The sequence below is a fragment of the Methylobacterium sp. E-005 genome (assembly GCF_022829725.1).
Classification (GTDB): Bacteria; Pseudomonadota; Alphaproteobacteria; order Rhizobiales; family Beijerinckiaceae; genus Methylobacterium.
Genome location: NZ_JAKSYG010000157.1, coordinates 47,519 through 61,666, shown reverse-complemented (window position 1 = coordinate 61,666; position 14,148 = coordinate 47,519). Strand labels below are relative to the sequence as shown.

Sequence of the window (14,148 nt, the reverse complement as noted above, 5' to 3'; positions counted from 1 at the left end):
AACCGGGGAGCGGCGCGCTCGGAATGGATCGGCACCATGGCGGCACAGGCAGCACCGATGGCGGCCACGACCCCGGCAGTCTCCGCCGGGGCTCAGCGCGCCGCCGTCTTCCTGCTGGGCGCCGCCCTCCAGTTCAACGTGCTGACATCGAGCTTCGGCCTGCCGTTCCAGCGCCTGTCGGATCTGCTGCCGTTCCTACTCATCCCCTGGCTCGGGCTGCGCCGGGCCGTCATCGCGGAGGCCCTACGCAACGTCGCGCCGCTGGCTGGGATCCTGGCGCTCGTCGGCATTTCGATGGTCTTGAAGGCGCACAAGCAGGCGGGCGACGTCTACCTCACGCTCGTCCTGCTGCTCTACGTCGTGCAGGCCTACATCCTGCTCGTCCTGTTCGATGACAAACGCGTCGAGGACGCTTTCTGCCTCGGTATCCTCGCGGGCCTGCTGGCCTCCCTGGCGGTTCTGCTTCTCACGTCCTCCGGCCTGCCGCTGGAACGCTTCGGTCTCGCGGTCCCGACCGACGGGTTCGACGACGAACTGAAGCTGTTCGTCGAGGACAAGCTGGGCGGCCTCTGGACCTCGGGGAACGAGACCGGCCACGTCTTCGCGCTCGGCGGCGTCGCGGCCCTGATCCTGAGCCTGCGTTACCGGCTCAAGGTGATCTACCTCCTCTACTTCATTGCCCTGCTGGCGAGTTTCCCGCTCACCAACAACCGAGCCGGGCTGTTCATGCCGCTCATCGTGTTTGCCCTGCTGATGCGGCGCAACCTCAAGGCCTCCATGGTGCTGAGCGTGCTCGGTATCCTGGGGCTCCTCCTCGTCGCATGGTCTCTCACCGGCGGGTTGCCGCTCCCCGACAGGCTGGCGCAGGCGATCGAGAAGCGGTTCGCAGACGACCACAACGTCTCGGAGAATTTCGACGAGCGGTTCCTCTCCGGCATCACGGCGTTGCGCCTCGTGGCCGCCTACCCGTTCGGCGTCGGCGAGGTCGCTCGCCGGGAGGAACTGAAGGCCCTGACCGGCCTGGTGACGCCGCATAACGGCTTCGTCTCGCTCGCCCTCCAGAACGGTGTCGCAGTCGCCCTGCTGCTGATCGCCGGACTGGTGCGGATCCTGTCCGACCCCAAGCGGTTCAGCCCGTTTCTGTTCTACAGCGCCCTGTTCCTGATCCCGTCGATGATGTTCGAGGAACTTTCGGTCAACCAATACTTCCTGTTCTTCATGGCGTTCATCCTGGCCTCGCTCGCCCGGTCGCCCGATCCGCAGGCGGCAACCGGGATCCACGGCCACCAAACCTCACAAAGCCGGGCCTAGAGCCACGCCCGGTCGGGTTGCTGGCGGGCACGATCAGGCGAGCATCGACGCAATCAACGGCTGTCGTTAATTACAGCTCATGTCTTGGTGATCATTGGATTCACAGCCTTTTAGCGATTGGCATGCTTTCATGGAGCGTCAGGAAGTGGACGCATAACATGCCGAGCGAAACGTCGAACGCCTGGGGCCGAGGTGAGCTGTATGAGACCCTGTGCCTCCTCATCATCGGCACCGGGATCTGGTTCGTCGGCGTCAATCTCGGGACCTTCGACTCCCTGAGCAGCTTCGTATCGTCCTATCATCTCAACGACTTGCTGATGCTGGCGGCCTGCATGGGCGTGGCCCTGTGCGGCGCGGTGGTGCGCAAATCGATCCTCCTGCGCCGCCTGATGCTGGAGCGCGACGCGGCGGCCGCGCAGGCGGAGGCGATCGCCCGGCACGACGGCCTGACCGGGTTGGCCAACCGGCGCCGCTTCATCGATGCCGTGACCCGGGCCCACGCGAATGTCGGGACCGAGCCGTCCTCGGCCGTGCTGCTGATCGACCTCGACCGGTTCAAGCCGGTCAACGACCTCTACAGCCATGCAGCCGGCAACGCGGTTCTCTGCGCGGTGGCCGAGCGGCTGCAGCAGCTCCTGCCCGCGGGCGGCGTGGCGGCCCGGCTCGGCGGCGATGAGTTCGCCATGCTGGTCCCGGTCGAGCACGGCAGCGAGGGGCTGACGCGCCTCGCTCAGGCGGTCATCACCACGATTTCCGAGCCGGTGTCGTGGAACCAGAACGATTTGAAGGTCGGTGCCACGGTCGGCGTCGCCGTGGTGGCCGCGGAGCACGCGGATTCCGACGCGGTCCTCCATGCGGCGGATCTCGCCATGTACCAGGGCAAGAAGGACGGGCGCGGCAATTACCGGTTCTTCCGCAGCACCATGGACGAGGAACTGCGCGCCCGCGCCCGAACGGAGGCGGAATTGCGGATCGCGATCGAGACGGGGGCCATCGAGCCCTTCTATCAGCCGGTCGTCTCCCTGCCGGGCAAGGATATCGTCGGCGTCGAGGTGCTGGCGCGCTGGCGCCATCCGGAGCGTGGCCTGATCGGCCCCGCGGACTTCATCCCGGTTGCCGAGGAGACCGGGATGATCGCCGATCTCAGCTACAACCTGATCCGCCGCGCCTGCCTCGACGCCCGGGCCTGGCCATCCCACCTGATCATGGCGGTCAACATTGCCCCTCACCAGTTTCAGGACGCGTGGCTGGCCCAGCGCATTCTGGCGATCCTGACCGAGACCGGGTTTCCGCCGCAGCGGCTCGAAGTCGAGATCACCGAGAGTGCCCTGATCCAGGATCTGGAGGCCACCCGGGCGACGCTGCTGTCGCTGCGACAGCTCGGCGTGCGCATCGCCCTCGACGATTTCGGCACCGGCTATTCGAGCCTTTACCATCTGCGCGAGTTGAAGTTCGACAAGCTGAAGATCGACCGGAGCTACGTCGACGCGATCACGATGAGCGACGAGCGCGCCAAGCTCGTCGACGCCATCATCAAGCTCGGCACCAGCCTCGGCCTCACAACGACGGCCGAGGGCATCGAGACCGATGCGAGCCTGGATTGGCTGTCCGATCAGGGCTGCCATTTCGGCCAGGGCTATCTGTTCGGGCGCGCGATGCCGAAAGCCGAGATGGACGAGATCCTGATCGCGAATACAGGGGCGCACCAGCCGATGCCCGAGGACGTGTTCGCGCGCGCCTCCTGATACCAACGCCCGGCCGCGTCGCGGTCGGGCATTCATGCGCCTGCGCGTCGTCTCCGGGTCAGCGCGTGCCGCCGCTGGCGAAGATCACCTCACCGGTCACCCAGCGGGCTTCGTCGGACGCGAGGAACGCCACCACCTCGGCGACATCGTCCGGCTGGCCGGCACGGCCGAGCGGCGTTTTCGCGACCATGTCGGCCTCCATCTCGGAGCCGGTGACGCCCGCCGCATGGGTGCCCTCGGTTACCACGTAGCCCGGGCTGACCACGTTGACCCGGATCTTGCGTGGGGCCAGCTCGTTGGCGAGAACGCTCGAGATCGCGTTCACAGCACCTTTCGTCCCGGTATAAACCGCCGTGGTCGGCATGTTGACGCTCGTGACGGCCGACGAAATGTTGACGATGCTGCCACCTTCACCGAGATGCTTGGCTGCAGCCCGCGTGACAAGCAGGACGCCCAGCACATTGATATCGAACAGACGGCGATACTGCTCTTCAGTCACGTCGGCGATGGCCGCGAACTCGTAGACGCCGGAATTGTTGACCACGATATCGAGCCTGCCGAACCGTTCGACGGCAGCCTCGATCAGACCCTCCGCCTGCGCGGTGTTGGAAACGTCGCCCGGCACCGCGACAGCCCTTCCGCCCGCCGCGGTGATCGACTCGACCACGGCCTCCGCGCCAGCCTTGCTCGACGCGTAATTGACCACCACGGTCGCGCCGCTCTTTGCCAACGTCCTGGCGATCGCCGCTCCGATCCCCTTCGAGGCGCCGGTTACCACCGCAACCTTCCCATCAAGCTTTGACATGTCCGCCAACCTTCTCCATGGGCCGGCCTCAAACCGAGGGCCATGATCCCATAGTTCGGGATTTCGGAACTATGGGACGGCGGATCAAGGACCGTATGGATAATAGATGAGGCCCTTGTTCCATCCTGCGATCGAGGACGTTCAGCCGGCGGCGATCCTCCATGCGCTGTCGGACCCTTCGCGCGCGGCTATATTCGCCCAAGTCACACGCGAGGGTTGCGTCGAGGCCTGCTCGGCCGTCGCCGCCCTCGGCGACAGGGTGATCCCGAAATCGTCGCTCTCAAGCCACATCAAGGTGCTGCGCGAGGCCGGGCTGATCCGGTGCGAACGCCACGGCATCGAGATGCGCAATCACTCGCGGATCCTCGAAGTGGAGGCACGTTTTCCGGGTCTGCTGACCGGTATCATGAACGCCTATGCACGCTCCCACGGCGGCGAGGGGCCGTCGTCCTGAACCAGTCGGTCGGGGCATGCCGCAGTCGCGGCGCAACTCGTCCCAAGGCGCTTGAAACGAAGGTTGGTCTCAGCGCGGCGGCCGATAGGCCGAGCCGTCTTCGGCGCGCAGCGGTTTCTCGACGAATCGCCCGTGCGCGGGTACCGCGACGCGATCGAAATCCGCCGCCAGGGCCTGGAGTGCCCGGCGCATCTCCGGCCCCTGGAGCGGGCGGCCGTGGCCGGTGATCACCCGCTCCGGTTCGAGGGCGGCGAGCGCCCGCACGGAGGTCCGCGCCGCATCCCAATCGATCGTCAGGTACATCGGCGGGCCGTGCAGTTCCGGCTCTTGGACCGCCACCGCGTAGGCCGATTCCTGCGCCACGGTCACGAAGGCGTCGCCCGCGATCAGCGTACGGTCCGCCCCGCGCCAGAGTGAGATGTGCCCTGGCGCATGGCCCGGCGTGTGAACCCAGCGCCAGCCGGGGAGGGGGGGCACCGAGTTGTCGTGCGGCAGATCCAGCAGCCGTTCGGACACGTCCACCGGCTGGGTCGGGTAAAGCGGCGAGATGCGGCCGAGCAGGCCGCCGCCGACGCTCGGATCGGGCGTGGGATAGGCGGCGCTGCCGTCGAGATAGGGCCGCTCCAGCGCGTGCGCATAGATCGGGACATCCCACTCCGAAGCGAGATCCTCCAGCACACCGACATGGTCGAAGTGGCCATGGGTGAGGACGATCGCGGAAGGCCGCGCCCCGGCGCCGAAGCGCGCCTCGGCGGCCGACAGGATGGCGCCCTTGGAGCCCATCACGCCCGCATCGACCAGAACCCAGCCGCGATCCCCCGCGTCGGGTTCGCCAACGAACACCACGTTGACGAGAACGAGGCGGCGATAGGCGACATCGCCGGTGATGGCGTGGGTCGCATCGTCCCGCTCGGCATCGCGCCGTGGGTCGTCGGCCCTGGCCTTCGGATCGACGGGAATCTGCTGGGCCATGGCGGCTCCTGCATGGGGCGGGAAGGGGGTGCGGCCTGCGCGACCGCGGAGACCGCTCTCGACCGGGCAACCGGCCGCCCCGATGCGTGTTCCCCGGCATTGCGACCCCACGCGGCATCGCGTCGGTCGACGGGAACCCCATATGGCGGACATCGACGCGCCGTCGCAGGTCACAGCATGGCACCGAGCCCGATCGCCCTCATCGCCTCCGCCGCCCTCATCGGCGTCGTCGCCGTCGGAACCGGGGCGATCGTCGCGCAGCAGGGCTCGCACTTCAGCCACCCGCGCAAGGTCGGCGGTCCCTTCGCCATGGCGGATCTCGACGGCCGCCCGGTGAGCCAAGCCGATCTCCTGGGCCGACCGACCGCCCTGTTCTTCGGCTTCACCCATTGCCCCGAGGTCTGCCCGACGACGCTCGCCACCCTCTCGGCAGCGCTCAGCCGGATGGGACGGGACGCGGACCGGCTCAACGTGGTCTTCGTCACCCTAGACCCGGAGCGCGACACCCCCGAGTCGCTGCGCGACTATCTCACCGCGTTCGATCCCCGGATCCGCGGCTTCGTCGGCACGCCGGATCAGGTCGCGCGGATGGCCGATACCTACCATGTCGCCTACCGGCGCGTGCCCATGAAGGACGGCGACTACACGATGGAGCACTCGGCGAGCGTCACGCTGTTCGACAAGACCGGCCGCATGGTCGGTGAGATTGGCTACGGCGAGGACGAGAACCGGACGCTCTCCAAGCTGATCACCCTGGCGCTGCCCGGCCAATGCGCCCCCGGGGGCGGCGCTGACCTGTGGTCGACGAATGGCGCCACCGGGACCTGCGGACCGCGGAGCTGAGCGAATTGCACCGCAGCGCCGCCCTGGCTACAGGGCGCCGCCGGTCTTGAGGGCCGGCCGATTCGCCGAGGCTTCCGCTTGATCACGCGTCGCGTCCTGACCGCCCTCGGGCTCCTCGCTCTGAGTCCCCTGCCGAAATCGGCGCTCGCCGCCGCCGGGCCGCGCCTCGGACCGGCCGAGCCGATGGATCTCGACCGGCTGAAAGGCCTTGCCCGGAGCCTGCGCGACCGGCCGTATAGTCCGCCACCGGAAGCACCCGGTACGAAGGCCCTCGACGCCCTGACGTACGGGCCCCTGCAGGAGATCCGCTATCCGCCCGCGCAGGCGCTCTACGCCGACAGCCCCTATCCGGTGACCTTCTTTCACCTCGGCAACTTCTTCCGGCACCCGGTGCAGATCTACGCGCTCGAAGGCGGGCAGGCTCGCCCGGTGCTCTACAGCCACGACCTGTTCACCTACCCGCCCGGCAACCCCGCCAAGGACGTGCCGGACGGCGCCGGCTTCGCGGGCTTCCGTTACCAGAAATACCCCGCCGGCCAGCCCGGGGACGACGGCGACTGGCTGGCCTTCCTGGGCGCCTCCTACTTCCGCGCCGCGGGCGACGGGGAACAGTACGGCGCCTCGGCCCGGGGCATCGCCATCGACACGGCCCCGGGTCCGGGCAAGACGGAAGAATTCCCGGTCTTCACCCGCTTCTACGTCAGTCCGGCCGCGGAGGGCGCAGTCACGGTGCTCGCCCTCCTGGAGGGGCCGAGCTTGACCGGCGCCTACCGGTTCATCGCCCGCAAGGCGCCGCACGTCGTGATCGACGTCGCCTGCACGCTCTACATGCGCAAGAGTGTCGAGCGGTTCGGCATGGCGCCACTCACCTCGATGCTCTGGTACTCGGAGGGGATGAGCCGGTTCGTCGCCAGCGATTGGCGGCCGGAGGTCCATGATTCCGACGGGCTGCTGATGCACACCGGGGCCGGCGAACTGATCTGGCGCCCGCTCAACAACCCGTCGCGGCTCAGCGTCAGCGCCTTTGCGGACCAGTCGCCCAGGGGCTTCGGCCTGCTCCAGCGCGACCGCACTTTCGACCACTATATCGATGACGGGTTCGAGGAGAACCGGCCCGACATCTGGGTCGAGCCGCAGGGGGATTGGGGGAAGGGCAGTGTCCAGCTCATCGAGATCCCGACCCATCAGGAGACCGACGACAATATCGGCGCGCTGTGGGTGCCGGCCGATCCGCCAAAGGCCGGGGACGAACGCAGCTTCGCCTATCGCCTGCGCTGGACCGTGCAGGAGCCGGTGGCGACCGATCTCGCCCGCTGCGTCGCCACCCGGGCCACAAAGGCCTCCTGGCTCACCGAGGCGGATCGCCGCCCGGGCCGGGCCAATCTCGTCCGGCAATTCGTGCTGGAATTCCAGGGCGCGGCCCTGGCGGGGCTCGATCCCGAGACGGCAACGGTCGCTCTGACCCTCTCGCGCGGCAGTGCCGAGGAGGTCGGCGCGACCTGGGCGCCCTACGGCAAGCCGAGTCCCTGGCGGGTCTTCCTGAAAGTCTATGCCGAGGGTCCGGAACCGGTGGAGATGCGGCTGCAGCTGAAGTCCGGCGACAAACTGCTCTCCGAGACCTGGGCATATCGCTACGATCCGGAGACGCCGGGAACGGTTCTCTAGCCGCCCGGCGGCTCGGGCGGCATTGCCGGGCCGGGGCTGCCCTCGTAGAAGCCCGGCAGGGGTTGTGGACACAGCCCGCTTGTCGCATCCGAGGCCGTCATGAACGGCGAACGACCGCCCGGCCCCAACCTGCCCGAAGCGCTCACGCGCCTGCTCCGGGCGCCCAAGAGCGCGATCTGGCCGACGCCGGAGGATCGGCATCGGCTGAACCTCGGCCGCCAGAGGCCACGCGAGCCCAGCCGTGCCATCCTGGGTGTCTGGCTCTGGGCGATCCTCTATAATCTGGTCGGCTTCGCGATCCTCGCGACCCTTTGGCGAACGATGCACTGACCCAATGATGCGATATGGCCGCCTCCGCGCCTGCGCTGCGCTGATTCCGCTCGCCCTGGCTTTCGGCCCAGCGGCGGCACAGGCGCCCGGGGACGCCCTCAACGCGGACGAAGCGGCCGGCGCCGCGAAGGTCTGCTCGCCAGTGGCGATGCCGCGCTGGCGCTCGATGACTCCCGTCCCCAAGACCTGGACCTTCGTGGATTGCATGGCCTTCTCGGGCGAGATGGGCGCAACCCATTTCCAGCTCGGCTGCCTGTTCACCAACGTCACGCCCCACGCGCAGAAATACGCCTGGGGCGCCATGGTGCAGATCGAGAAGTCGGCGCTCGCCAAAGCTCAGCCACCGGTTCCCAATTGCGGCTGGTGAGCGGATTGCTCACGAGGCGCGAATAAACATCCCAGAGCGCAGGCGAGGCAGCCCCGGGACACTTCGGGCGGGTTTCGTGTCGCGCAGATGCCAGGGTCACGTGGCAGGCTCCGCAAACCGACGAATCTGAGCTCGGCAGGTGTGGATAACCTGGGCCGGATCCGGCGTGCGGAGGGACGATACCGCACGAACCTCGTCTTAACGGAGCGCCTTTAGGTTGCCCGCTTCAACACGGGATCCGCTTCATCCGGTGCGCAAAGCGACCGGGTGCCCCGGCCAGAACTGCACTAGCTGGCCCGCACTTTGACGGGCGGCCGTGATCGGGCTAAAGAGGCAAAACTAGCGAAAGCAAGATTTATGCCGCCGGCCATACGGCGGCTGCCGGCTAACCGCGCTGGAAGGGCATCGGGGCCTCGCATGAGTTTGGTGCAACGGCTGGAAGTGCGTCAGGGCCAAGCCCTGGTGATGACGCCGCAGCTCCTGCAAGCGATCAAGCTTCTCCAACTCTCGCAGCTCGATCTCGCCGCCTATGTCGAGGCCGAGCTGGAGCGAAACCCCCTCCTGGAACGGGCCGAGGCCGAACCGTCCGGCACTGCCGAGACGGCCGAGCCCACCTACGCGGAGGAGGGAACCGCCGATGGCTTCGAGGCGGCCGAGCCCGAATCCTGGCTGTCCGCCGAGCTTAACCCGAGCCGCGGCGAGATCGAGGGCGATTTCGATACGCGCCTCGACAACGTCTTCCCCGATGATGGGCCGGTCCAGGCGCGGGAGGTCGGCGGCGGCGATATGCTCTCGCTGACGCCGCCGCCCTATGGCAGCACCGGCGGCAGCTTCGACGCGGAGGCCCCGGATTTCGAGGCCACCCTCACGGCGGAGACCTCCCTGCGCGACCACCTCGCGGGGCAGCTCGAGCTCGCGACGCGCAACCCGATGGAGCGGCTGATCGGCGGCTTCCTCGTCGATGCAGTGGACGAGGCCGGATACCTGCGCGAATCGGTCGAGGCCGTCGCCGAGCGCCTCGGCGCCGGGACGGAGATCGTGGCGCGCGTCTTGAGCTTGGTTCAGACCTTCGACCCGCCCGGGGTCGCCGCCCGCGACCTCGCGGAATGCCTGGCGATCCAGCTGCGCGAGCGCGATCGGTTCGATCCGGCCATGCAGGCGCTCGTCTCGCGCCTTGACCTCGTGGCCAAGCGCGATTTCGGCGCCCTGCGTCGCCTCTGTGGCGTGGACGACGAGGATCTGGTCGACATGCTGGGCGAGATCCGCCGGCTCGATCCGAAGCCCGGCCGGGCCTTCGGCTCGCACGCCGCGGAGGTTCTGATCCCCGACGTGTTCGTGCGCGCGGCGCCGGACGGCTCCTGGCTGGTCGAACTGAACAGCGAGGCCCTGCCGCGGGTCCTCGTGAACCAGAGCTACTATGCCCGGGTCGTGCGCGGCGCGACCGCCGAGGGCGACAAGGCCTTCCTGTCGGAAGCGCTGCAGAACGCCAACTGGCTCACGCGTTCGCTGGAGCAGCGCGCCCGCACGATCCTGAAGGTCGCCACCGAGATCGTGCGCCAGCAGGACGGGTTCTTCATGTACGGCGTGACGCATCTGCGCCCGCTCAACTTGAAGACGGTCGCGGAAGCGATCGGCATGCACGAATCGACCGTCTCGCGGGTCACCTCCAACAAGGCGATCGGCACGAGCCGCGGCACACTGGAGATGAAGTACTTCTTCACCGCGGCGATCCCGGGGGCGGCGGGCGCGGCGGCACATTCCTCGGAGGCCGTCCGCCACCGGATCAAACAGCTCGTGGACGGCGAAACGCCGGACGACGTGCTCTCCGACGATGCGCTCGTTCAGAAGCTGCGCGGCGAGGGCGTCGACATCGCCCGGCGGACCGTGGCCAAGTACCGGGAATCCCTGCGGATCCCGAGCTCGATCGAGCGCCGCCGGGAACACTTCGCCCACGGCTCGGTCCACCACGCGGCCCTCGCGCTGCGCTGAAGCCGCGGCCGGACTTGCGCACGGCGGCGGTCCGGCCCATCCGTGGGGCCGAATCCCGACGCCTGGACCCGCGATGACTCCGACCCGAACGCCCCCGCGCAGTCTCACCGCCATCGTGCTCGCGGCCGGGAAGGGCACGCGGATGCGCTCGGACCTGCCGAAGGTACTCCACCGGATCGCCGGGCGGAGCATGCTCGGCCACGTCCTGGCAGCTGTGCAGGCGGCCGGCGCCGGCCGGATCGCCGTGGTGGCCGAGCCCGGTCGCGACGACGTCGCCGCCGAGATCGCGAAAGAGGCCCCGGGCGCGCAGGTCTTCCCGCAGGCCGAGCGCCTGGGCACGGCCCATGCGGTGCTGGCCGCCCGGGACATGCTCGCCGATCCCGACGATGACGTGGTGATCGCCTTCGGCGACACGCCGCTCGTGACCGCCGATACCTTCTTGAGATTGCGCGCGCCGCTGGCGGACGGTGCCGCGGTCGCGGTGCTGGCCTTCGAGAGCCCATCGCCCACCGGGTATGGCCGGGTGCTCACCGAGGGCAGCCGCGTCCTGGCGATCCGTGAGGAGAAGGATGCGAGCGCGGCCGAGCGCGCCGTGACCCAGTGCAATGCCGGGCTGATGGCCCTGTCCGGACGGCATGCCCTGTCGTTGCTCACCCGCATCGGCAACGACAACGCCGCCGGCGAATACTATCTGCCGGATGCCGTCGCGCTCGCGGCGGCGGACGGCCTGTCGGTCACCGTCGTATCGGTGGATGAGGCCGAGGCGCAGGGCGTCAACGACCGTGTGCAGCTCAGCGTCGCCGAGGCGGCGATCCAGGGCCGGCTCCGGCACAACGCCATGCTGGGCGGCGCCACCCTGGTCGCCCCCGAGACGGTGTTCCTGAGCTACGACACGGTGCTGGGACGCGATGTCATCGTGGAGCCCAACGTGGTGTTCGGCCCGGGCGTGCGGGTCGGTGACGGCTGCACCGTGCGGGCCTTCGCGCATCTCACCGAAACCGAGCTGAAGGCCGCTGTTGGGATCGGGCCGTTCGTGCGGTTGCGCGGGCACGCGGTGCTGGAGAGCGGCGCCGAACTCGGCAACTTCGTCGAGCTGAAGAACGCTCGGATGGGCGCGGGTGCGAAGGCCGCGCACCTGACCTATCTCGGCGACGCGGAGATCGGCGCGAAGGCCAATATCGGCGCCGGCACGATCACCTGTAATTACGACGGGGTGCTCAAGCACCGCACCGTGATCGGCGCCCACGCCTTCATCGGCTCGAATTCCGCGCTGGTGGCGCCCGTGACCGTGGGGGAGGGCGCTTACGTAGCCTCCGGCTCGGTGATCACCGACGACGTGCCGGCTGACGCCATGGCGGTTGCCCGCGGCCGGCAGGCGGTGAAGCCGGGATGGGCGAAGCTGAAGCGGGCGGCGCTGCTCGCCGAGAAGGCCCTGCGCGGGGGACGCTGAGGGTCGCAGATCAGGGGTCTGCGCCCGCTCGACGCGATGGTGCGACGGCTGTTCGGGATCCGTGCACGCGAAACGCGCGATCCGTCCCGGCCGTCCCGACGGACGACCGCGAGCCGCCGATCACCGCCGACCAGCAACCTCCAGGCTCCTGCGGTCGACGATCTCGACCGCACCGCGTCGCAGCTCGATCAGACCCGCCTCGGCCCACTGAGCCAAGATGCGACTCACCACCTCGCGCACGCTGCCGACATCATCCGCCAGCTTCTGGTGCGTCACCGCGGCGATCCCCCGAGGATCGGCTTCGGCGAGCAACCGTTGCGCCAAGCGCTGCTTCAGCGGCGCGAACGCAACCTCGTCGATCAGCGTGAACAAGCTGGACATCAGCCGCGTGTAGTCGTCCATGACGAAGCTGCGGAAGGCCGCGCTGTCGCCCATCAGGTGCTGGAACGTGCTCACCGGCAGCGCCGCGAGTTCGGTCCGCTCCTCGGCCACGCTCTGCGCCGGGAAGGTGCCGCCGGACAGGAGGCACTGCGTGGTCAGGGCGCAGGTGCCACCGGGGCCGACCTTGTAGATCAAGACCTCGCGCCCACCCTCCGAAATGCGGAAGATCCGCGTGCGGCCCTCCAGGCACATCAGGTAGTTGGCGCAATCCCCATCCAGTTCGTAGGCGACGGCTCCCGCGTCCAGCACCGGGAAATGCACCGTTCCCCGGGCAATCTGGAGATGCGCGGGGCTGAGGGTACGGATGATGGGAAACCGGTCGATCCAGTGCTCAACCTTCTGCGCGTCCGTCATGGCTGGCGTCGTCCTCTGGCCACGACGATGGCCTGATCGTCCGGCGTCCGTTGCGTTTTTCTCCCACTGCGCCGGACTTGTGTGACCTGGGTCACCGACCGATTGCAGCGGCCCGGCATAGCATCGCGCCACAACGAACACGATACGGGCGCCGGCCCCGCATGGCGCCCCCTGGGAGTGAACCGATGCGCCGCCTCGCCCTGAGCTTCCTGCTCGCCGCCCTGGCTGCCGGCCCCGCGGCGGCGGAACAGGACCTGCTCCTCGGCGCCGACATGGCCTCGCCGGCGATGACGAAAGCCGAGATGAGCCGGGCCGACGTCGAGGCGATGATCAAGGCCGCGGACGGAAAGCCCATCGATTTGCACGACAAGGCGCTGTCGGGCCTCGATCTCTCCGGGCTGAACCTCCGGGGCGTCAACCTGCGGACCGCGCGCCTGAACAAGGCCAATCTGCGCGGCGCCGATCTGAGCGGCGCGAACCTCGAACAGGCGTGGTTCATCAAGGCCGACCTGTCCGGCGCCAAGCTCGCGGATGCGAAGATGTTCGGCATCACCGCCCGGGACGCCGACTTCGGCGGCGCCGACCTCAGCCGCTCAATGCCGATCGGCGACTTCAAGGGTGCCAACATGGGCGGCGCGACGCTGGTCGACCTCAAGGGCGGTGCGGATATCAGGAACCAGTCCATGGGCCTGATGCGGGCGGTGTTCACCTCGGTGAACTTGGCCGGTGCCCATCTCAAGGGCGCCGATCTCGGGCGATCGCGCCTGGAATACGCCGACCTGAAGGACGCCGACCTCACCGACGTGGTGTTGATGGGATCGGACCTGTCCGGCGCAAACCTGACCGGAGCCACCATCGCCGGCGCGGACTTCAAGAACGTCGATGTCAGCGGTGCCCGGCTGATCGACCTGAGGGGTCAGGACAGCGCGAAGGACTGGGCCGAGCGCGTGAACGCTGATCGCGCCATCACCCGGGCACCGAACTGAGATTCCACCTACCCCTGCGCGACATCACGGAGACCGAGCCCATGAACACCCGCCGTATTCTGCTCCGCGCCTTTACGGTTGCGCCCCTTCTGTTCGGCACCGCCGCCATCGCGTCCGAGATGACCTACACGCCGGACGCTTTCGAAGCGGCTCAGAAGGCGGGCAAGCCGATACTCGTTCACGTCACGGCGCCCTGGTGCACCGTCTGCGCCGCGCAGAAGCCGATCCTCGCCAAGCTCGAAGCGCAGCCGCGGTTCAAGGATCTTCAGGTCTTCGATGTCGATTTCGACAGCCGCAAGGACGTGCTGAAGCGGTTCGGCGCGACGATGCAGAGCACGCTCATCACCTTCAAGGGCGAGAAGGAGACCGGACGCTCGGTGGGCGAGACCCAGCCGGAATGGATCGAGGGCGCCGTCGAGAAGGCGCTGTAGGTCGC

At 68.3% G+C, this 14,148-nt stretch carries 14 protein-coding genes; 11 read left to right on the top strand and 3 right to left on the bottom strand.

All coding sequences use genetic code 11. The features are described 5' to 3' along the window. Window positions 1-36: 36 nt before the first annotated feature. Both MKK88_RS17395 and MKK88_RS17390 read left to right on the top strand, forming a co-directional pair. Window positions 37-1,311, top strand: coding sequence for an O-antigen ligase family protein (locus MKK88_RS17395; protein WP_244001846.1), 1,275 nt, complete (start codon window positions 37-39; stop codon window positions 1,309-1,311). A gap of 158 nt (window positions 1,312-1,469) precedes the next feature. Further along, complete coding sequence (locus MKK88_RS17390; protein ID WP_244001844.1) at window positions 1,470-3,056, top strand: putative bifunctional diguanylate cyclase/phosphodiesterase; 1,587 nt, start codon at window positions 1,470-1,472, stop codon at window positions 3,054-3,056. A 58-nt stretch (window positions 3,057-3,114) separates the two neighbouring features. Here MKK88_RS17390 and MKK88_RS17385 read toward each other — a convergent pair whose 3' ends face one another. Beyond that, a complete protein-coding gene (locus MKK88_RS17385; RefSeq protein ID WP_244001842.1) occupies window positions 3,115-3,861 on the bottom strand; it encodes a glucose 1-dehydrogenase in 747 nt (248 codons plus the stop codon). Window positions 3,862-3,967: 106 nt separating this feature from the next. On the opposite strand from MKK88_RS17385, the gene MKK88_RS17380 reads away from it, so the two are divergent. Continuing rightward, complete coding sequence (locus MKK88_RS17380) at window positions 3,968-4,315, top strand: winged helix-turn-helix domain-containing protein (RefSeq protein ID WP_244001840.1); 348 nt, start codon at window positions 3,968-3,970, stop codon at window positions 4,313-4,315. Between the two features lie 69 nt (window positions 4,316-4,384). On the opposite strand, the gene MKK88_RS17375 is transcribed toward MKK88_RS17380, so the two are convergent. Beyond that, window positions 4,385-5,287, bottom strand: a complete 903-nt coding sequence (locus tag MKK88_RS17375) for an MBL fold metallo-hydrolase (RefSeq protein ID WP_244001838.1) — start codon at window positions 5,285-5,287, stop codon at window positions 4,385-4,387. 177 nt (window positions 5,288-5,464) lie between these two features. On the opposite strand from MKK88_RS17375, the gene MKK88_RS17370 reads away from it, so the two are divergent. The 6 genes from MKK88_RS17370 to glmU all read left to right on the top strand — a co-directional run bounded on the left by MKK88_RS17370 (window position 5,465) and on the right by glmU (window position 11,931). After that, window positions 5,465-6,130 carry an SCO family protein gene (locus MKK88_RS17370; protein WP_244001836.1) on the top strand — a complete coding sequence of 222 codons (666 nt, stop codon included), beginning with the start codon at window positions 5,465-5,467 and terminating at the stop codon, window positions 6,128-6,130. A gap of 78 nt (window positions 6,131-6,208) precedes the next feature. Next, on the top strand, window positions 6,209-7,795 hold the full coding sequence (locus MKK88_RS17365) for a glucan biosynthesis protein (protein WP_244001834.1): 1,587 nt from the start codon (window positions 6,209-6,211) through the stop codon (window positions 7,793-7,795). A 99-nt stretch (window positions 7,796-7,894) separates the two neighbouring features. Then, window positions 7,895-8,125 carry a hypothetical protein gene (locus MKK88_RS17360; RefSeq protein WP_244001832.1) on the top strand — a complete coding sequence of 77 codons (231 nt, stop codon included), beginning with the start codon at window positions 7,895-7,897 and terminating at the stop codon, window positions 8,123-8,125. A gap of 4 nt (window positions 8,126-8,129) precedes the next feature. Continuing rightward, window positions 8,130-8,492: a hypothetical protein gene (locus tag MKK88_RS17355; protein ID WP_244001830.1), complete on the top strand. Its 363-nt coding sequence runs from the start codon at window positions 8,130-8,132 to the stop codon at window positions 8,490-8,492. Between the two features lie 417 nt (window positions 8,493-8,909). After that, the gene (gene rpoN / locus MKK88_RS17350; RefSeq protein WP_244001828.1) at window positions 8,910-10,481 is read left to right on the top strand and encodes an RNA polymerase factor sigma-54; all 1,572 of its coding nucleotides are present in this window, start codon (window positions 8,910-8,912) and stop codon (window positions 10,479-10,481) included. 73 nt (window positions 10,482-10,554) lie between these two features. Beyond that, window positions 10,555-11,931, top strand: coding sequence for a bifunctional UDP-N-acetylglucosamine diphosphorylase/glucosamine-1-phosphate N-acetyltransferase GlmU (glmU, locus tag MKK88_RS17345; protein WP_244001826.1), 1,377 nt, complete (start codon window positions 10,555-10,557; stop codon window positions 11,929-11,931). Window positions 11,932-12,051: 120 nt separating this feature from the next. Here the strand turns inward: glmU and MKK88_RS17340 are convergent, their stop codons facing one another. Next, window positions 12,052-12,726 carry a Crp/Fnr family transcriptional regulator gene (locus tag MKK88_RS17340; protein ID WP_244001823.1) on the bottom strand — a complete coding sequence of 225 codons (675 nt, stop codon included), beginning with the start codon at window positions 12,724-12,726 and terminating at the stop codon, window positions 12,052-12,054. A 185-nt stretch (window positions 12,727-12,911) separates the two neighbouring features. Here MKK88_RS17340 and MKK88_RS17335 point away from each other — a divergent pair, with 185 nt between their 5' ends. Both MKK88_RS17335 and MKK88_RS17330 read left to right on the top strand, forming a co-directional pair. Further along, entirely contained in the window at window positions 12,912-13,712 is an 801-nt protein-coding gene (locus MKK88_RS17335; RefSeq protein WP_244001822.1) for a pentapeptide repeat-containing protein, read from the top strand. Window positions 13,713-13,753: 41 nt separating this feature from the next. Further along, window positions 13,754-14,143 carry a thioredoxin family protein gene (locus tag MKK88_RS17330; protein ID WP_244001820.1) on the top strand — a complete coding sequence of 130 codons (390 nt, stop codon included), beginning with the start codon at window positions 13,754-13,756 and terminating at the stop codon, window positions 14,141-14,143. The last annotated feature ends 5 nt before the right edge of the window (window positions 14,144-14,148 follow it).

What these genes read in the sequence shown, in the direction of transcription:
- MKK88_RS17395 (WP_244001846.1), top strand. Translation starts at nt 37, where the DNA reads ATGGCGGCACAGGCAGCACCGATGGCGGCCACGACCCCGGCAGTCTCC.
- MKK88_RS17390 (WP_244001844.1), top strand. Translation starts at nt 1,470, where the DNA reads ATGCCGAGCGAAACGTCGAACGCCTGGGGCCGAGGTGAGCTGTATGAG.
- MKK88_RS17385 (WP_244001842.1), bottom strand. Translation starts at nt 3,861, where the DNA reads ATGTCAAAGCTTGATGGGAAGGTTGCGGTGGTAACCGGCGCCTCGAAG.
- MKK88_RS17380 (WP_244001840.1), top strand. Translation starts at nt 3,968, where the DNA reads ATGAGGCCCTTGTTCCATCCTGCGATCGAGGACGTTCAGCCGGCGGCG.
- MKK88_RS17375 (WP_244001838.1), bottom strand. Translation starts at nt 5,287, where the DNA reads ATGGCCCAGCAGATTCCCGTCGATCCGAAGGCCAGGGCCGACGACCCA.
- MKK88_RS17370 (WP_244001836.1), top strand. Translation starts at nt 5,465, where the DNA reads ATGGCACCGAGCCCGATCGCCCTCATCGCCTCCGCCGCCCTCATCGGC.
- MKK88_RS17360 (WP_244001832.1), top strand. Translation starts at nt 7,895, where the DNA reads ATGAACGGCGAACGACCGCCCGGCCCCAACCTGCCCGAAGCGCTCACG.
- MKK88_RS17355 (WP_244001830.1), top strand. Translation starts at nt 8,130, where the DNA reads ATGATGCGATATGGCCGCCTCCGCGCCTGCGCTGCGCTGATTCCGCTC.
- rpoN (WP_244001828.1), top strand. Translation starts at nt 8,910, where the DNA reads ATGAGTTTGGTGCAACGGCTGGAAGTGCGTCAGGGCCAAGCCCTGGTG.
- glmU (WP_244001826.1), top strand. Translation starts at nt 10,555, where the DNA reads ATGACTCCGACCCGAACGCCCCCGCGCAGTCTCACCGCCATCGTGCTC.
- MKK88_RS17340 (WP_244001823.1), bottom strand. Translation starts at nt 12,726, where the DNA reads ATGACGGACGCGCAGAAGGTTGAGCACTGGATCGACCGGTTTCCCATC.
- MKK88_RS17335 (WP_244001822.1), top strand. Translation starts at nt 12,912, where the DNA reads ATGCGCCGCCTCGCCCTGAGCTTCCTGCTCGCCGCCCTGGCTGCCGGC.
- MKK88_RS17330 (WP_244001820.1), top strand. Translation starts at nt 13,754, where the DNA reads ATGAACACCCGCCGTATTCTGCTCCGCGCCTTTACGGTTGCGCCCCTT.